This is a genomic window from Citrobacter sp. Cpo015 (genome assembly GCF_030333035.1).
Lineage (GTDB): Bacteria > Pseudomonadota > Gammaproteobacteria > Enterobacterales > Enterobacteriaceae > Citrobacter > Citrobacter portucalensis.
In genome coordinates, this window is the sequence record NZ_JAOWGS010000019.1 from 19,779 (window position 1) to 38,328 (window position 18,550).

At 54.4% G+C, this 18,550-nt stretch carries 11 protein-coding genes; all 11 read left to right on the forward strand.

What is annotated here, in order from left to right:
* The first annotated feature begins 192 nt into the window (after positions 1-192).
* The 11 genes from OGY67_RS00195 (at position 193) to OGY67_RS00245 (ending at position 18,506) form a co-directional block, all read left to right on the forward strand.
* Positions 193-5,127, forward strand: coding sequence for an alpha-2-macroglobulin family protein (locus OGY67_RS00195; protein ID WP_286573068.1), 4,935 nt, complete (start codon positions 193-195; stop codon positions 5,125-5,127).
* A complete protein-coding gene (pbpC, locus tag OGY67_RS00200) occupies positions 5,128-7,440 on the forward strand; it encodes a peptidoglycan glycosyltransferase PbpC (RefSeq protein ID WP_286573070.1) in 2,313 nt (770 codons plus the stop codon). It begins immediately after the preceding gene.
* A 148-nt stretch (positions 7,441-7,588) separates the two neighbouring features.
* Positions 7,589-8,020, forward strand: a complete 432-nt coding sequence (gene ndk / locus OGY67_RS00205) for a nucleoside-diphosphate kinase (RefSeq protein ID WP_003037710.1) — start codon at positions 7,589-7,591, stop codon at positions 8,018-8,020.
* Between the two features lie 251 nt (positions 8,021-8,271).
* Complete coding sequence (gene rlmN, locus OGY67_RS00210; protein ID WP_008785455.1) at positions 8,272-9,438, forward strand: dual-specificity RNA methyltransferase RlmN; 1,167 nt, start codon at positions 8,272-8,274, stop codon at positions 9,436-9,438.
* A gap of 283 nt (positions 9,439-9,721) precedes the next feature.
* Positions 9,722-10,720: a cytoskeleton protein RodZ gene (rodZ, locus tag OGY67_RS00215; RefSeq protein WP_032944208.1), complete on the forward strand. Its 999-nt coding sequence runs from the start codon at positions 9,722-9,724 to the stop codon at positions 10,718-10,720.
* A 26-nt stretch (positions 10,721-10,746) separates the two neighbouring features.
* A complete protein-coding gene (ispG, locus tag OGY67_RS00220) occupies positions 10,747-11,865 on the forward strand; it encodes a flavodoxin-dependent (E)-4-hydroxy-3-methylbut-2-enyl-diphosphate synthase (RefSeq protein WP_003037720.1) in 1,119 nt (372 codons plus the stop codon).
* Between the two features lie 110 nt (positions 11,866-11,975).
* Positions 11,976-13,250: a histidine--tRNA ligase gene (hisS, locus tag OGY67_RS00225; RefSeq protein WP_003835173.1), complete on the forward strand. Its 1,275-nt coding sequence runs from the start codon at positions 11,976-11,978 to the stop codon at positions 13,248-13,250.
* Between the two features lie 13 nt (positions 13,251-13,263).
* The gene (locus OGY67_RS00230; protein ID WP_003835172.1) at positions 13,264-13,884 is read left to right on the forward strand and encodes a YfgM family protein; all 621 of its coding nucleotides are present in this window, start codon (positions 13,264-13,266) and stop codon (positions 13,882-13,884) included.
* A 10-nt stretch (positions 13,885-13,894) separates the two neighbouring features.
* Complete coding sequence (gene bamB / locus OGY67_RS00235) at positions 13,895-15,073, forward strand: outer membrane protein assembly factor BamB (RefSeq protein ID WP_008785453.1); 1,179 nt, start codon at positions 13,895-13,897, stop codon at positions 15,071-15,073.
* Positions 15,074-15,191: 118 nt separating this feature from the next.
* Positions 15,192-16,664, forward strand: a complete 1,473-nt coding sequence (gene der, locus OGY67_RS00240) for a ribosome biogenesis GTPase Der (protein ID WP_003835168.1) — start codon at positions 15,192-15,194, stop codon at positions 16,662-16,664.
* A gap of 300 nt (positions 16,665-16,964) precedes the next feature.
* Positions 16,965-18,506: a peptide MFS transporter gene (locus tag OGY67_RS00245; protein ID WP_048225012.1), complete on the forward strand. Its 1,542-nt coding sequence runs from the start codon at positions 16,965-16,967 to the stop codon at positions 18,504-18,506.
* The last annotated feature ends 44 nt before the right edge of the window (positions 18,507-18,550 follow it).

An 18,550-nucleotide genomic window follows, 5' to 3' on the forward strand; every position in this document is an offset into this window, starting at 1 on the left:
TTACCAGGTTTTGGCAAATTGTCGGATGTTTACCGTAAAGCGACAAGTAAAACAGGCTGATTTGTCAGGTGAATCCACATTAATCACTTAAATTAAGACAACGTTGTTCAGTTACTGACTTCCACAGCCGTAAATCTGACGCATAATAGTTGTTCTACGTAGCTAACGGGCCACTACGGCCAGGGATGAAAAATGAAACATTTACGCGTAGCGGCCTGCATGCTAATGCTGGCACTGGTCGGGTGCGATAATAATAACGAAAAATCACCGACGGCTGCGAAACCTGATGCGCCTGCGGCACAGACTGCGCCAGCAAAAGATAAAGCTCAATTACAAAAGCTGATGCAGCAAAGCCAGGGCAAGTCGCTGACGCTGCTGGATGCCTCAGAGGTCCAGCTCGACGGTGCGGCAACGCTCGTTTTGACCTTCTCCATTCCCCTCGATCCAGAACAAGATTTTTCCCGCGTCGTGCACGTTGTTGATAAAAAAATCGGCAAAGTGGATGGTGCCTGGGAGCTGGCGCCAAATCTGAAAGAGCTGCGCTTACGCCATCTGGAACCTAACCGGGAACTGGTGGTGACCATTGAGCGTGATTTGCTGGCGTTGAATAAAGCGACGTTCGCTATTGATTATGAAAAAAACATTACCACCCGCGATGTACAGCCAAGCGTTGGGTTTGCCAGTCGCGGCTCGCTGTTGCCGGGAAAAGTAATTGAAGGCCTGCCGGTAATGGCCCTCAATGTTAACAGCGTGGATGTGAACTTCTTTCGTGTGAAGCCTGAATCGCTCGGCGCATTTGTCAGCCAGTGGGAATACCGCAATTCGTTGACGAACTGGGAATCTGACAATCTATTGAAAATGGCGGAACTGGTGTATACCGGACGCTTTGACCTCAATCCTGCGCGTAACACCCGTGAGAAGTTGCTGCTGCCGCTGAGCGATATCAAGCCGTTGCAGCAAGCAGGTGTTTACATCGCGGTGATGAATCAGGCTGGACAATACAACTACAGTAATGCCGCTACGCTGTTCACGCTCAGCGATATTGGTGTGTCTGCGCACCGTTACCATAATCAACTGGATGTCTTTACGCAGAGTCTGGAAAACGGCGCTGCGCAGCAGGGTATAGAGGTCACCTTACTCAACGAAAAAGGACAGACGTTGGCGCAGGCTACCAGCGACGCGCAGGGTCATGTCAAACTGGAGACTGATAAAGACGCGGCTTTATTGCTGGCCCGCAAAGACGGGCAAACCACGCTGCTGGATTTGAAACTCCCGGCGTTGGATCTGGCTGAATTTGATATTGCCGGTGCACCGGGATACAGCAAACAGTTCTTTATGTTTGGTCCCCGTGACCTCTATCGTCCTGGCGAAACGGTGATCCTCAACGGATTACTGCGTGACAGCGACGGCAAAACGTTGCCCGACCAGCCGGTGAAGCTGGAGGTCGTGAAGCCCGACGGGCAAGTGTTACGTTCGGTGGTTAGCCAGCCGGAGAACGGTCTGTACCGTTTTAGCTGGCCGCTGGACACCAACGCGCCAACCGGTATGTGGCATATTCGTGCTAATACGGGCGACAACCAGTCACGGATGTGGGATTTCCACGTCGAAGATTTTATGCCTGAGCGGATGGCGCTCAATCTCTCCGCCAATAAGATTCCGGTGGCTCCGGCTGATGAAGTGAAGTTCTCGGTAGTGGGCTACTACCTGTACGGCGCGCCCGCTAACGGCAATGCTCTGCAAGGGCAGCTTTTCCTGCGCCCGCTGCGCGAAGCGGTGCAGGTATTGCCGGGGTTCCAGTTTGGTAATATTGCCGAAGAAAACCTGTCCCGCAGCCTCGATGAAGTTCAGCTTACGCTGGATGAACACGGTCGCGGCGAAGTGACCACCAACAGCCAATGGCAGGAGACGCATTCCCCGTTACAGGTGATCCTGCAAGCCAGCCTGCTGGAGTCAGGTGGCCGCCCGGTGACGCGTCGGGCTGAACAAGCCATCTGGCCTGCGGACATGCTGCCGGGTATTCGTCCGCAGTTTGCGGCAAAAGCCGTCTATGACTACCGCACTGATACCACTGTGAATCAGCCTATCGTTGATGAAAACAGCAACGCAGCTTTCGACATTGTTTATGCCGATGCGCAGGGCGAGAAAAAAGCGGTGTCCGGTTTGCAGGTGCGTTTGATCCGCGAGCGCCGGGATTATTACTGGAACTGGTCTGAAGGCGAGGGCTGGCAATCACAGTTCGATCAAAAGGATCTGGTTGAAGGTGAGCAGACTCTGGATCTTAAGGCCGATGAAACCGGTAAAGTCAGCTTCCCGGTTGAGTGGGGTGCCTATCGTCTGGAAGTGAAAGCCCCGAATGATGCGGTGAGCAGCGTACGCTTCTGGGCAGGTTATAGCTGGCAGGATAACAGCGACGGCAGTGGGGCTGTGCGTCCCGATCGCGTGACTCTGAAACTGGACAAACCCAGCTATCGCCCTGGCGATACCATGAAGCTGCACGTTGCCGCTCCTGCTGCTGGCAAAGGTTATGCGATGGTGGAGTCCAGCGAAGGCCCGCTGTGGTGGCAAGAAATAGACGTACCGGCGGATGGTCTTGATATCTCCATCCCGATTGATAAAACCTGGAATCGCCACGATTTGTATCTCAGTGCGCTGGTGGTTCGTCCTGGCGACAAGTCCCGTTCGGCCACGCCAAAACGGGCGGTTGGTTTACTGCATTTGCCGTTAGGTGATGAAAACCGTCGTCTGGCGCTGGCGCTGGAAAACCCGGCGAAAATACGTCCAAACCAGTCGTTGACCGTCAAGATTAAAGCCAGCGTCAAAAATGGCGACATACCAAAACAGGTCAACGTGCTGGTCTCTGCCGTTGATAGCGGGGTGTTGAACATTACCGATTACGCCACGCCAGATCCGTGGCAGGCATTTTTCGGACAAAAACGCTATGGCGCGGATATTTATGATATTTACGGCCAGGTGATCGAAGGGCAAGGTCGGCTGGCGGCGCTGCGTTTTGGTGGTGATGGCGATGAATTAAAGCGCGGCGGTAAGCCACCGGTCAATCACGTCAATATCGTGGCGCAACAGGCGCTGCCGGTCACGCTCAACGAGCAGGGCGAAGGTACGGTGACGCTACCGATTGGTGATTTCAACGGCGAGCTACGGGTAATGGCACAGGCCTGGACGGCGGATGACTTTGGCAGCAGTGAAAGCAAGGTGATTGTTGCCGCGCCGGTAATTGCTGAACTGAATATGCCGCGTTTTCTGGCGGGAGGCGATACCTCGCGACTGACGCTGGACGTTACTAACCTGACTGACAAACCGCAAACACTGAATATTAAGCTCGCGGCCAGCGGTTTACTGGAGCTGATGGGACAAGATCCTGCTCCATTGAATCTGGCACCAGGCGTACGGACTACGTTGTTTATTCCGGTGCGTGCGCGGGAGGGGTTTGGCGATGGCGAAATTCAGGCAGAAATTAGCGGTCTGACTTTACCGGGTGAAACGCTGCCAGTTCAGCATAAACAGTGGAAGATTGGCGTGCGTCCGGCGTTCCCGGCGCAAACCGTTAATAACGGTGTCGCACTTCAGCCGGGCGCAACCTGGCAGCTTCCGGGCGAAGAACTGACCAACTTCTCCCCTGCAACGATGCAGGGACAACTGCTGTTCAGCGGCAAGCCGCCGCTGAATCTGGCGCGTTATATCCGCGAACTGAAGGCTTACCCTTACGGCTGCCTGGAGCAAACGGCGAGCGGGTTGTTCCCATCCTTATACACCAATGCTGCGCAATTGAAGGCGTTAGGTATTGTGGGCGACAGCGATGAAAAACGCCGCGCGGCAGTCGATATTGGGATTTCTCGTTTAGTGCAGATGCAGCGTGATAACGGTGGTTTCGCGCTGTGGGATAAAAACGGATCAGAAGAGTACTGGCTGACTGCGTATGTCATGGATTTCCTCGTCCGTGCGAACGAACAAGGCTACAGCGTCCCGGTTGAGGTGATTAACCGTGGCAACGAGCGGCTGCTGCGCTATTTGCAGGATCCAGGAATGTTGTCGATTCGCTATACCGACGACTCTTCAGCAAGCCGGTTTGCCGTACAAGCCTACGCCGCGTTGGTTCTGGCGCGTCAGCAAAAAGCCCCGCTTGGCGCACTGCGTGAGATCTGGGAGCGTCGTGCGCAAGCGGCCTCTGGTTTACCGCTGTTACAACTGGGAATCGCGCTGAAAAATATGGGCGATGCTAACCGCAGTGAACAGGCGTTGACGCTGGCGCTGAATACGCCGCGCCGCGATACGCAACAGTGGATGGCGGATTACGGCAGTGCGTTACGGGATAACGCGTTGATGCTGGCCTTGCTCGAAGAGAACAAGCTCAAACCTGACGTGCAGAATACGCTGCTGAACACGTTGTCAGAACAGGCCTTTGGGCAGCGCTGGCTCTCGACTCAGGAAAATAATGCGTTGTTCCTTGCCGCGCGTACGTTACAGGACTTGCCAGGCACATGGCAGGCGCAAACGTCACTCTCGGAGCAACCGTTAGCCGGGGAGAAATCACAGACGCGTAATCTGGATGCCGATGCGCTGTCTACGCTGAGCGTCACCAATACCGGTAATCAACCGCTGTGGCTGCGTCTGGATGTGAGCGGTTATCCGCAAACCTCACCGACGCCTGCCAGCAACGTTCTGCATATTGAGCGTCAAATTCTGGGGCTCGACGGAAACAGCAAATCGCTGGATTCGCTGCGCAGCGGCGAGCTGGTGCTGGTTTGGCTGGAGGTGAAAGCCAGCCAGAACGTGCCGGATGCGCTGGTGGTTGACTTACTGCCAGCAGGACTGGAACTGGAAAACCAGAATCTGGCCAACGGCAGCGCCAGCCTGCAGGATAGCGGTAGCGAAGTGGCGAATCTGCTTAATCAGATGCAGCAGGCAGATATCCAGCACGTTGAGTTCCGTGACGATCGCTTTGTCGCTGCGGTGGCGGTCAATGAAGGACAACCGGTTACGCTGGTGTATCTGGCGCGAGCGGTAACGCCGGGGACCTACCAGGTTCCCGTCCCACAGGTGGAATCAATGTATGTTCCGCAGTGGCGCGCGACCGGTGCGACAGAGGGACTTTTGATTGTCAGACCGTAAATGATGCGCCGGTTGGGTAAACGCGGCTGCTGGCTCTGGCTGGCAGCCGTTGCGCTATTGATTGTGGCGGCAGTTTGGGCGGCAGATAAAATCTGGCCGCTGCCCTTGCACGAAGTCGATCCGGCACGGGTCGTGGTGGCACATGATGGTACGCCACTCTGGCGCTTTGCCGATGCCGAAGGTATCTGGCGGTATCCGGTAACGATTGATGAGGTGTCGCCCCGCTACCTTGAGGCGTTAATTAACTATGAAGACCGCTGGTTCTGGAAGCATCCCGGCGTCAATCCGTTTTCAGTACTGCGCGCAGCATGGCAGGACCTCTCCTCTGGGCGTGTGGTTTCGGGCGGCAGTACGCTCACCATGCAGGTCGCACGATTACTCGATCCCCATCCGCGAACCTTCGGCGGCAAGTTTCGCCAGCTCTGGCGCGCATTGCAGCTGGAATGGCATCTCTCCAAACGCGACATCCTGACACTGTATCTCAACCGTGCGCCGTTTGGCGGTACGCTACAGGGCGTCGGGGCGGCAAGCTGGGCCTATCTTGGTAAATCACCCGCGCAATTGAGTTACTCCGATGCCGCGCTGCTGGCTGTTTTGCCACAGGCACCGAGTCGCCTGCGTCCGGATCGCTGGCCTGACCGTGCTGAAGCGGCGCGTAATAAAGTGCTCGAACGTATGGCGAGCCAGGGTATTTGGCCTGCCAGACAGGTACAGGAGTCACGTGAAGAGCCAGTCTGGCTGTCGCCCCGGCAAATGCCGCAGTTAGCGCCGTTATTCTCGCGCATGATGCTGGGAAAAAGCCGGAGCGATAAAATCGTGACTACCCTTGATGCCGGATTGCAGCGTCAACTGGAAGAGCTGGCGCAGAACTGGAAGGGGCGCTTACCTGCACGCAGTTCGCTGGCAATGATTGTGGTCGATCACACCGATATGAGCGTGCGTGGTTGGGTGGGGTCGGTAGATATGAATGACGACTCCCGCTTTGGTCATGTGGATATGGTGAATGCGATCCGTTCGCCAGGCTCGGTGCTGAAGCCGTTTGTTTACGGTCTGGCGCTGGATGACGGACTCATTCATCCCGCTTCGTTGTTGCAGGATGTCCCGCGGCGAACCGGAGATTATCGACCGGGGAATTTTGACAGCGGTTTTCATGGCCCGGTGAGTATGAGCGAAGCGCTGGTAAGGTCGTTGAATTTACCCGCCGTGCAGGTGCTCGAAGCCTATGGTCCGAAGCGCTTTGCCGCATCGTTACGTAACGTCGGCTTACCGCTGTATCTGCCCGCAGGGGCTGCGCCGAATCTGTCGCTGATTTTAGGTGGCGCGGGGGCAAGGCTGGAAGATATGGCCGCAGCGTACAGCGCCTTTGCCCGTAAGGGAAAAGCGGGAAAACTGCGTCTGCAGCCGGGTGACCCACTGCTTGAACGTCCGTTGATGTCGGCGGGCGCGGCGTGGATTATTCGCCGTATTATGGCCGACGAAGCGCAACCGCTGCCGGATAACGCACTGAGCAGAGTGGTTCCGCTGGCGTGGAAAACGGGTACCAGCTATGGCTATCGCGATGCCTGGGCGATTGGCGTTAACGCCCGTTATGTGATCGGTATCTGGACTGGCAGACCAGACGGAACGCCGGTGGTGGGCCAGTTTGGATTTGCCAGCGCCGTGCCGCTGCTCAATCAGGTCAACAATCTTTTGCTCTCTCGCGGGACCAATCAGCCGGAAGATCCACGTCCTGATTCCGTGAGTCGCGGCGTGGTGTGCTGGCCGGGCGGGCAATCCCTTGCCCCAGGAGACAGCAACTGCCGTCGCCGTCTGGCAACCTGGTTACTGGATGGCAGTCAGCCGCCAACGTTATTATTGCCCGAGCAGGAAGGGGTTAATGGCATTCGTTTTCCTGTCTGGCTGGATGATGAAGGCAAACGTGTGGCGGCGGATTGCCCGCAGGCGCACGAGCAAACGTTAATCGTCTGGCCATTGCCGCTGGAGCCATGGCTACCGGAATCAGAACGCCGTGGGGCGAGATTACCGCCAGTTTCTGCCACGTGTCCGCCGCTGGGGCAAGACGCTTCGCAGCCATTGCAGTTGACAGGCATTCGTGATGGCGCGATTGTGAAGCGTTTACCCGGTTCTGCTCAAGCCTCATTGCCGGTGCAAACCAGTGGTGGGAGCGGTGAACGCTGGTGGTTTCTTAACGGTGAAAGGCTGGAAGAACGTGAACGTCGTCTTACGCTACGGCTGGCGACTAAAGGGGATTATCAACTGCTGGTGATGGATGACGCTGGTCAGGTAGCGACGGTGAGATTTTCGATGCAGTAGACCAGTTGGTGACTGTTTGTTGCTAAAATTCATCTTATTTTAAAGAAATGTTACCTTCATCAATAGTCAATTGCCGGGATGCTCTTTATAATCCGCGCCAGGTCGTACATCTATATAGACAACAACAGAACACATTACAGAGGTTATCATGGCTATTGAACGTACTTTTTCCATCATCAAACCAAACGCGGTGGCAAAAAACGTTATTGGGAGCATCTTTGCGCGCTTTGAAGCAGCAGGGTTCAAAATTGTCGGCACTAAAATGCTGCACCTGACCGTTGAGCAGGCACGTGGCTTCTATGCTGAGCACGATGGCAAACCGTTCTTTGACGGTCTGGTTGAATTCATGACCTCCGGTCCGATCGTTGTTTCTGTTCTGGAAAGCGAAAATGCCGTACAGCGTCATCGCGATCTGCTGGGCGCAACCAACCCGGCGAATGCGCTGGCCGGTACTCTGCGTGCAGACTATGCTGACAGCTTCACCGAGAACGGTACTCACGGTTCCGACTCCGTTGAGTCAGCGGCGCGCGAAATCGCCTATTTCTTTGGTGAAGGTGAGGTTTGCCCGCGCACTCGCTGATAAGCTCGTGGGGTAGGCCGGATAAGCATTTGCGCATCCGGCACTGTTTTGCCTGATGGCGACGCTGATGCGTCTTATCAGGCCTACGATCTTCCTTTACATATTATTTTCGCTAATGCTTCGTGCAAACGTGGCATCCCTGCGCCAGACTTTGTACAATGCAACGCCCTGGAAGAGCAGATCGCTTGCCGGGGCGTTTCTTTTTAACCCTCCACGGGCCACAACGTGTAACAACGAGGCCGGAAAAAATTATGTCTGAATTAGTTAACACCTCTGAAGTCGTCATTCCTGCGGTTCCAAATAAAAATGGAAAAATTAACCTGCTGGATCTGAACCGTCAGCAAATGCGCGAATTCTTCAAAGAGATGGGCGAAAAACCGTTTCGTGCCGATCAGGTCATGAAGTGGATGTACCACTATTGCAGCGACAACTTTGATGACATGACTGACATCAACAAGGTGCTGCGTAACAAGCTGAAAGAAGTGGCTGAAATTCGCGCCCCGGAAGTGGTGGAAGAGCAGCGTTCTTCTGACGGTACGATCAAATGGGCTATCGCGGTTGGCGATCAGCGCGTTGAAACGGTGTATATCCCGGAAGACGATCGTGCGACCCTGTGTGTTTCTTCACAGGTCGGGTGCGCATTAGAGTGTAAATTCTGCTCTACGGCGCAACAGGGCTTTAACCGTAACCTGCGGGTATCGGAGATCATTGGTCAGGTCTGGCGCGCGGCGAAGATCGTTGGTGCGGTAAAGGCTACGGGCGTGCGTCCTATTACCAACGTGGTGATGATGGGGATGGGCGAGCCGCTGCTCAACCTGACCAACGTGGTTCCGGCGATGGAAATCATGCTCGATGACTTCGGTTTTGGGCTGTCCAAGCGTCGCGTCACGCTCTCCACCTCAGGCGTTGTCCCTGCGCTGGATAAGCTGGGTGATATGATTGACGTCGCGCTGGCGATTTCTCTGCATGCGCCGAACGATGAAATTCGTGACGAAATTGTACCTATCAACAAAAAGTACAATATCGAAACATTCCTTGGCGCGGTTCGTCGTTATCTGGAGAAGTCCAACGCTAACCAGGGTCGTGTAACCATTGAGTATGTGATGTTAGATCACATCAATGATGGCACTGAACACGCGCATCAGCTGGCAGAACTGCTGAAAGATACGCCGTGTAAGATCAACCTGATCCCGTGGAACCCGTTCCCGGGCGCGCCGTATGGCCGTAGTTCTAACAGCCGTATCGATCGTTTCTCCAAAGTGTTGATGAGCTATGGTTTCACTACCATCGTGCGTAAAACACGTGGTGATGACATCGATGCAGCCTGCGGTCAGCTGGCGGGCGACGTTATCGACCGTACCAAGCGTACTCTGCGTAAGCGTATGCAGGGCGACGCTATCGAGATTAAGACCGTTTGATGTTGGCGCACTACGGTATAATTCCTGTACCGTAGTGCAACGTAAGCCATATGAGGTTTTTTGTTGTCGTCGTCAGGTCAATAATAACGGTGCGTTTTTGTCGACTTTAAGGCAGTATGTAACGGCGTAACAAGTGTTTAGCCCTCAGGTTTACGCCGTTTTGTCATTGATAGTCTGACCGTTTTATACTGTCTGACGAAGGTTAACTGACCAGATGTTTCGCGGTGTGGGTGAGCATTGTGGCTCGCCGGCATCAGAACCCAAATTTACGCAGCTGTAGCGAATGAATACTGAAGCCACGCACGACAAAAATGAAACACTATCCACCGGCGTTCGTCTGCGCAATGCCCGTGAACAACTCGGATTCAGCCAGCAGGCAGTCGCGGAGCGACTTTGCCTGAAGGTCTCCACGGTACGCGATATTGAAGAAGATAAGGCGCCAGCCGATCTTGCTTCAACATTCCTGCGCGGGTATATCCGTTCTTATGCGCGTCTGGTGCATATTCCTGAAGAAGAACTGTTGCCAGGGCTGGAAAAACAGGCTCCGATTCGACCAGCTAAAGTCGCACCGATGCAGAGCTTCTCGCTCGGCAAACGTCGTAAGAAACGCGACGGCTGGTTAATGACCTTTACCTGGCTGGTACTGTTTGTCGTTGTCGGACTGACAGGCGCCTGGTGGTGGCAGAACCATAAAGCACAGCAGGAAGAGATCACCACCATGGCCGATCAATCCTCTGCTGAGCTGAATGCCGGTAAAGAGGGTGCGCAGAACGTACCGTTAGATACCAGCGCAGCAGCAGGGCAGGATACCCCTCCGGCTCCTGACGATGGTGCGGTAGCGGACGCAGCGCCAACGCCAGACGTTGCTGCGACCCCGGCACCCGCCGCTGATGCGCAACAGAACGCCGTTGTTGCCCCTTCTCAGGCTAACGTCGATACCGCAACCGCAGCGCCAACAGCGCCAGCTACAGCGGCTCCTCTGCCGACCGATCAGGCAGGTGTGACTACACCTGCAGCCGATCCTAACGCGCTGGTGATGAACTTTACCGCCGATTGCTGGCTGGAAGTAACCGATGCGACCGGTAAAAAACTGTTCAGCGGGATGCAGCGTAAAGACGGCAATCTAAACCTGACCGGTCAAGCGCCGTACAAACTGAAAATTGGCGCCCCGGCGGCAGTGCAGATTCAGTTCCAGGGTAAACCTGTCGATCTGAGTCGTTTTATCAGAACTAACCAGGTTGCGCGTCTGACCGTTAATGCCGAACAATCACCGGCTCAGTAACAGACGGCAATGCGGGAGATTTTTTAATGCATAACCAGGCTCCAATTCAACGTAGAAAATCGACACGCATTTACGTTGGGAACGTGCCGATCGGCGATGGTGCGCCCATCGCCGTACAGTCTATGACTAACACGCGTACCACGGATGTGGAAGCGACGGTTAATCAGATTAAAGCGCTGGAACGCGTAGGCGCAGATATTGTTCGTGTCTCTGTACCGACAATGGATGCCGCAGAAGCGTTCAAGCTTATCAAACAGCAGGTTAACGTCCCGCTGGTTGCCGATATTCACTTCGACTATCGTATCGCGCTGAAGGTGGCGGAATACGGCGTTGATTGCCTGCGTATTAACCCAGGTAATATCGGCAGTGAAGAGCGTATTCGCATGGTGGTGGATTGCGCTCGTGATAAAAATATTCCAATCCGTATCGGCGTCAACGCCGGATCGCTGGAAAAAGATCTGCAGGAAAAATACGGTGAACCGACGCCGCAGGCGCTGCTGGAATCCGCTATGCGCCACGTGGATCACCTCGATCGTCTGAACTTCGATCAATTCAAAGTCAGTGTTAAAGCATCTGACGTTTTCCTCGCCGTAGAATCCTATCGCCTGCTGGCGAAACAGATCGATCAACCGCTGCATCTGGGGATCACCGAAGCCGGTGGCCTGCGTAGTGGTTCGGTGAAGTCCGCGATCGGCCTTGGCCTGCTGTTATCTGAAGGGATCGGCGATACGCTGCGTGTTTCTCTGGCAGCCGATCCGGTGGAAGAGATCAAAGTGGGTTTCGATATCCTGAAATCGCTGCGCATTCGCGCGCGCGGGATCAACTTCATCGCTTGCCCAACCTGTTCGCGTCAGGAGTTTGACGTTATTGGTACGGTTAACGCGCTGGAGCAACGCCTGGAAGATATCATTACGCCAATGGACGTTTCGATCATCGGCTGCGTGGTAAACGGTCCTGGTGAAGCGCTGGTTTCTACGCTGGGCGTGACGGGCGGTAACAAGAAAAGCGGCCTGTATGAAGACGGCGTGCGTAAGGACAGACTCGATAACGACGACATGATTACGCAGCTTGAAGCCCGCATCCGCGCTAAAGCGAGTATTCTGGACGAAGCGCGTCGTATCGACGTGCAGCAGCTTGAAAAATAACAACGTGATGGGAAGCGGCGTGCTTCCCGTGTATGATTGAACCCGCATGGCGCCCGCATTGTTCGGGTTAGCGCTGAGGGTTCATTTTTATATTCATAAAGAGAATAAACGTGGCAAAAAACATTCAAGCCATTCGCGGCATGAACGATTATCTGCCTGGCGAAACCGCCATCTGGCAGCGCATTGAAGGCACTCTCAAAAACGTGCTCGGTAGCTACGGTTACAGTGAAATTCGCTTGCCGATTGTAGAGCAGACCCCGTTATTCAAACGCGCGATCGGTGAAGTCACCGACGTGGTTGAAAAAGAGATGTATACCTTTGAGGACCGTAATGGCGACAGCCTGACGTTGCGTCCTGAAGGGACTGCGGGCTGCGTACGCGCCGGCATCGAACATGGTCTCCTGTACAATCAGGAACAGCGTCTGTGGTATATCGGGCCGATGTTCCGCCACGAACGTCCGCAGAAAGGACGCTATCGTCAATTCCATCAGCTGGGTGTCGAAGTATTTGGCCTGCAAGGCCCGGACATCGATGCGGAACTGATTATGCTGACCGCTCGCTGGTGGCGCGCGCTGGGTATTTCTCAGCATGTCAGCCTTGAGCTGAACTCAATCGGTTCACTTGAAGCCCGCGCTAACTACCGTGATGCGCTGGTCGCCTACCTGGAACTGCACAAAGAGAAACTGGACGAAGACTGCAAGCGTCGTATGTACACCAATCCGCTGCGCGTTCTCGACTCTAAAAACCCGGAAGTACAGGCGCTGCTCAACGACGCGCCTGCACTGGGCGACTATCTTGATGACGACTCTCGCGAGCACTTCGCGGGCTTGTGCAAACTGCTGGAATCCGCAGGCATTGCCTACACCGTCAATCAGCGTCTGGTTCGTGGTCTTGATTACTACAACCGCACCGTATTTGAGTGGGTCACCAGCAGCCTGGGCTCTCAGGGCACCGTGTGTGCCGGTGGTCGTTACGACGGTCTGGTAGAGCAACTTGGCGGTCGTGCAACGCCAGCCGTGGGCTTTGCTATGGGGCTGGAACGACTTGTTTTGTTAGTTCAGGCAGTTAATCCGGAATTTAACGCAGATCCTGTTGTCGATATATACCTGGTCGCTTCAGGGGCGGACACGCAGTCGGCGGCAATGACGCTTGCAGAACGTCTGCGCGATGAAGTTCCTGGTGTGAAACTGATGACAAACCACGGTGGCGGCAACTTTAAGAAACAGTTTGCCCGTGCCGATAAGTGGGGCGCCCGCGTTGCACTGGTACTGGGCGAGTCCGAAGTGGCTGACGGTACTGTTGTAGTGAAGGATTTGCGCTCTGGTGAGCAAACGGCAGTAGCGCAGGATAGCGTTGCCGCGCATTTGCGCACTTTACTGGGCTAAGGAGAAGGACAGCGTGGAAATTTACGAGAACGAACACGACCAGGTTGATGCGGTAAAACGCTTCTTTGCTGAAAACGGCAAGGCGCTGGCTGTTGGGATCATTTTAGGGGTTGGCGCGCTGGTTGGTTGGCGTTACTGGACCAGCCATCAGACGGAGTCCGCACGCTCTGCTTCTTTGGCATATCAAAATACGGTGACTGCGGTTAGCGCGGGTAAACCGGACAGCATTCCTGCCGCTGAGAAATTTGCTGCAGAGAATAAAAATACCTACGGCGCGCTAGCTTCACTGGAACTTGCGCAGCAGTTTGTTGACCAAAATGAACTTGAGAAAGCCGCAAGTCAGCTGCAACAGGGCTTGGCTGCGACCAGCGATGAAAATCTCAAAGCGGTGATTAACCTGCGTCTGGCTCGTGTTCAGGTTCAGCTTAAACAGGCTGATACCGCGCTGAAAACACTCGACACCATTAAAGGTGAAGGGTGGACGGCCATTGTTGCCGATCTGCGCGGTGAAGCGTTGCTGAGCAAAGGCGACAAACAAGGTGCGCGTAGCGCATGGGAAGCGGGTGTGAAAAGCGATGCCTCTCCTGCTCTGAGCGAAATGATGCAGATGAAAATCAATAATTTGTCCATCTGAGAGGGACCCGATGCAATTGCGTAAATTACTTCTGCCAGGGCTGCTTTCCGTTACCCTATTGAGCGGCTGTTCACTGTTTAGTGGCGAAGAAGATGTCGTTAAGATGTCCCCATTACCGGTGGTTGAAAACCAGTTTACTCCGTCTACGGAATGGAGCACCTCCGTAGGTAACGGTATTGGTGATTTCTATTCCAATCTTCACCCTGCGCTGGCGGATAACGTTGTCTATGCAGCCGATCGCGCTGGTGTAGTGAAAGCATTGAACGCAGGCGACGGTAAAGAAGTCTGGTCTGTGAATCTGGGTGAGAAAGACGGCTGGTTCTCCCGTGCATCTGCACAGCTTTCTGGCGGTGTAACCGTGTCTGGCGGACATGTTTACATTGGCAGCGAAAAAGCACAGGTTTATGCGTTGAATACCAGCGACGGTACCACCGCATGGCAGACGAAAGTCGCCGGTGAAGCGCTGTCTCGTCCTGTTGTGAGCGATGGCGTAGTTTTGATCCACACCAGCAACGGCCAGTTGCAGGCATTAAACGAAGCTGATGGCGCCATCAAATGGACCGTTAACCTCGACATGCCTTCCCTGTCTCTGCGTGGTGAATCCGCTCCGGCAACCGCCTTTGGCGCAGCTATTGTCGGCGGTGATAACGGTCGCGTGAGCGCCGTGCTGATGCAGCAAGGCCAGATGATTTGGCAGCAGCGTATCTCACAGGCGACAGGCCCAACGGAAATCGATCGTCTGAGCGACGTTGATACCACGCCGGTTATCGTCAATGGCGTTGTTTACGCGCTGGCTTATAATGGTAACCTGACGGCGCTGGATCTGCGCAGCGGTCAGATTATGTGGAAACGCGAACTGGGCTCGGTGAATGATTTCATCGTCGACGGTAACCGTATCTACCTGGTTGACCAGAATGACCGCGTACTGGCGCTGACCACCGATGGCGGCGTGACGCTGTGGACGCAAAGCGATCTGCTGCACCGTCTGCTGACGTCCCCGGTATTGTATAATGGCAATCTGGTCGTCGGTGATAGCGAAGGCTACCTGCACTGGATTAACGTTGACGATGGTCGTTTTGTGGCCCAGCAGAAAGTCGACAGCTCAGGTTTCCTGACCGAGCCGGTCTCTGCTGATGGTAAACTGCTGATCCAGGCGAAAGACGGTACGCTGTACTCTATTACGCGTTAATCGTCCCGGCCGCTCGCTTTGAAAAACGGCTCCTGGTGCAGGGGCCGTTTTACTGTTTTTAACAACGGGGCAAAAAATGTGCCCGTTGTCTGATGATTTTTTAAATGAGGCTTTAAACATGGTACCTGTGGTCGCGCTTGTCGGGCGCCCTAACGTTGGCAAATCCACGTTATTTAACCGTCTAACTCGCACCCGAGATGCGCTGGTTGCGGATTTCCCGGGTCTGACTCGTGACCGTAAGTACGGTCGTGCGGAAATTGAAGGCCGTGAGTTTATCTGTATTGATACCGGCGGTATTGATGGCACCGAAGACGGTGTTGAAACCCGTATGGCGGAACAGTCGCTGTTGGCTATCGAAGAAGCAGACGTTGTGCTGTTCATGGTGGATGCGCGTGCTGGCCTGATGCCAGCGGATGAAGCTATTGCTAAACATCTGCGTTCGCGCCAGAAACCGACGTTCCTGGTCGCCAACAAAACTGACGGACTCGATCCTGACCAGGCGGTTGTTGATTTCTACTCATTGGGTCTGGGTGAAATTTATCCGATCGCGGCGTCCCATGGTCGTGGTGTTCTCAGCCTGCTGGAGCATGTTCTGCTGCCGTGGATGGATGACGTTGCTCCTCAGGAAGAAGTGGATGAAGACGCAGAATACTGGGCGCAGCTTGAAGCCAAAGAAAACGGCGAAGAAGAGCCTGAGGACGATTTCAACCCGCAGGATTTGCCGATTAAACTGGCAATCGTCGGCCGTCCGAACGTAGGTAAGTCCACGCTTACTAACCGTATTCTCGGCGAAGACCGCGTGGTGGTTTACGACATGCCGGGAACCACGCGTGACAGTATTTATATTCCGATGCAGCGCGATGAACGCGAATATGTGCTCATCGATACCGCGGGCGTGCGTAAGCGCGGCAAAATTACCGAAGCGGTAGAAAAATTCTCAGTAATCAAAACGCTGCAGGCAATTGAAGATGCCAACGTTGTGATGCTGGTGATTGACGCGCGTGAAGGGATTTCCGATCAGGACCTGTCGCTGCTGGGCTTTATCCTCAATAGTGGGCGCTCACTTGTTATCGTTGTGAACAAGTGGGATGGCCTGACGCAGGAAGTAAAAGAGCAGGTCAAAGAGACGCTGGACTTCCGTCTGGGCTTTATTGATTTTGCGCGCGTACACTTTATCTCAGCTCTGCACGGTAGCGGCGTGGGTAACCTGTTTGAATCGGTCCGTGAAGCATACGATAGCTCTACACGTCGCGTGAGCACCGCGATGCTGACGCGCATCATGACCATGGCAGTAGAAGATCATCAGCCGCCTCTGGTGCGTGGTCGTCGTGTGAAGCTGAAATATGCCCATGCCGGTGGTTATAACCCGCCAATCGTGGTGATTCACGGCAACCAGGTCAAAGACCTGCCGGATTCCTACAAGCGCTATCTGATGAACTATTTCCGCAAGTCTTTGGACGTGATGGGGACGCCGATCCGTATTCAGTTCAAAGAAGGGGAGAACCCGTTTGCGAACAAACGTAATACATTGACGCCGACTCAGATGCGTAAGCGTAAGCGTTTGATTAAGCACATCAAAAAAAGCAAGTAACTGTTGCTGATGCAGATAAAAACTCGCGCTTGTCGCGGGTTTTTTTTCGTCTGCCCATTGCTGATCTCCCCCTGTGTAAAGTCAATCACTATTCGTTTTTTGCCAAGTTTAAATCTAAGAAAGTAGACATTTGTCGAGTTTTCATCTTAAAGTCCGGGGGCTGGTACTAGACAAAACTAGCCTTAGGTTATCAAATGGTTAAATAACTTTTCGCCGCATGTAAAAAATCGGTCAGATACGTAACTGGCTGGCGTACATCGCGGTGTTTACACGCACGACGACATAACTTTCGGGAGAATTATGCAATCCTCTGTTAATCAAAAAGAAAGCCGAACTTTCTTCGGTCATCCTTACCCGCTCGGCTCGCTGTTCTTCACAGAGATGTGGGAGCGCTTCTCGTTTTACGGCATTCGCCCGTTACTGATCCTGTTTATGGCTGCTACCGTTTATGACGGCGGCATGGGGCTGGCGCGTGAAAATGCCTCGGCGATTGTGGGTATCTTTGCCGGTACGATGTATCTCGCCGCGCTGCCAGGTGGCTGGCTGGCGGATAACTGGCTCGGCCAACAGAAAGCGGTGTGGTACGGTTCCATTTTGATTGCGCTCGGTCACTTGTCGATCGCGCTCTCGGCCATTATGGGGAACAACCTGTTCTTTATCGGCCTGATGTTTATCGTGCTCGGTTCCGGTCTGTTTAAAACCTGTATCTCAGTGATGGTTGGCACGCTGTATAAAAAAGGCGATGCGCGTCGCGACGGCGGTTTCTCGCTGTTCTATATGGGCATCAATATGGGATCGTTTATCGCGCCGCTGATCTCCGGCTGGCTGATTAAATCCCACGGTTGGCACTGGGGCTTTGGCATCGGTGGTATCGGGATGCTGGTGGCGTTGATCATCTTCCGCGTGTTTGCCGTTCCATCGATGAAACGTTATGACAGCGAAGTGGGTCTGGACTCAACCTGGAACAGCCCGGTAGTGAAACGTAACGGTGTGGGCGCGTGGCTGCTGGCGCTGGCCGTCGGCGTAGCTGTTATCGTTACGCTGATTGCGCAGGGCGTGATTGTGATAAATCCGGTCGCGGTTGCCAGCATACTGGTATACGTGATTGCAGCCTCCGTTGCCTTGTACTTTATCTACCTGTTCATCTTTGCCGGTTTGAACCGTAAAGAGCGCGCCAGACTGCTGGTCTGCTTTATCCTGCTGGTTTCCGCCGCGTTCTTCTGGTCTGCGTTTGAGCAGAAGCCAACCTCGTTCAACCTGTTCGCTAACGACTACACTAACCGTATGATCGGCGATTTTGAAATCCCGGCGGTCTGGTTCCAGTCGATAAACGCACTGTTTATCATTCTGTTGGCACCGGTATTCAGCTGGGCGTGGCCGAAACTGGCGAGCATGAACATTCGCCCGAGCAGCATCACCAAGTTCGTTATCGGTATTCTCTGTGCCGCTGCAGGCTTTGGTCTGATGATGCTGGCAGCGCAAAACGTTCTCAGTAACGGTGGCGCAGGCGTCTCCCCATTCTGGCTGGTGGGCAGTATCCTGATGCTGACGCTTGGTGAGCTGTGCCTGAGCCCGATCGGTCTGGCGACCATGACGCTGCTGGCCCCGGAAAGAATGCGCGGGCAGATGATGGGCCTGTGGTTCTGCGCCAGTGCGCTGGGTAACCTGGCCGCAGGTCTGATTGGTGGTCATGTGAAGGCCGACCAACTGGATATGCTGCCGGATCTCTTCGCTCGTTGCTCGATTGCATTGCTTATCTGCGCCGCGGTACTGATCGTCCTCATTGTGCCGATCCGTCGCATGCTGGAGAATACGCAAACTAAACCGGCTACTAGCGCCTGATAACACCTCGATTGTGCCGGGGCAGACGTGATGTCCCGGCCAAT

Bases quoted from the DNA above. Each gene is read 5' to 3' on its own strand.
- OGY67_RS00195 (WP_286573068.1), top strand. From the start codon at position 193: ATGAAACATTTACGCGTAGCGGCCTGCATGCTAATGCTGGCACTGGTC.
- pbpC (WP_286573070.1), top strand. From the start codon at position 5,128: ATGATGCGCCGGTTGGGTAAACGCGGCTGCTGGCTCTGGCTGGCAGCC.
- ndk (WP_003037710.1), top strand. From the start codon at position 7,589: ATGGCTATTGAACGTACTTTTTCCATCATCAAACCAAACGCGGTGGCA.
- rlmN (WP_008785455.1), top strand. From the start codon at position 8,272: ATGTCTGAATTAGTTAACACCTCTGAAGTCGTCATTCCTGCGGTTCCA.
- rodZ (WP_032944208.1), top strand. From the start codon at position 9,722: ATGAATACTGAAGCCACGCACGACAAAAATGAAACACTATCCACCGGC.
- ispG (WP_003037720.1), top strand. From the start codon at position 10,747: ATGCATAACCAGGCTCCAATTCAACGTAGAAAATCGACACGCATTTAC.
- bamB (WP_008785453.1), top strand. From the start codon at position 13,895: ATGCAATTGCGTAAATTACTTCTGCCAGGGCTGCTTTCCGTTACCCTA.
- der (WP_003835168.1), top strand. From the start codon at position 15,192: ATGGTACCTGTGGTCGCGCTTGTCGGGCGCCCTAACGTTGGCAAATCC.
- OGY67_RS00245 (WP_048225012.1), top strand. From the start codon at position 16,965: ATGCAATCCTCTGTTAATCAAAAAGAAAGCCGAACTTTCTTCGGTCAT.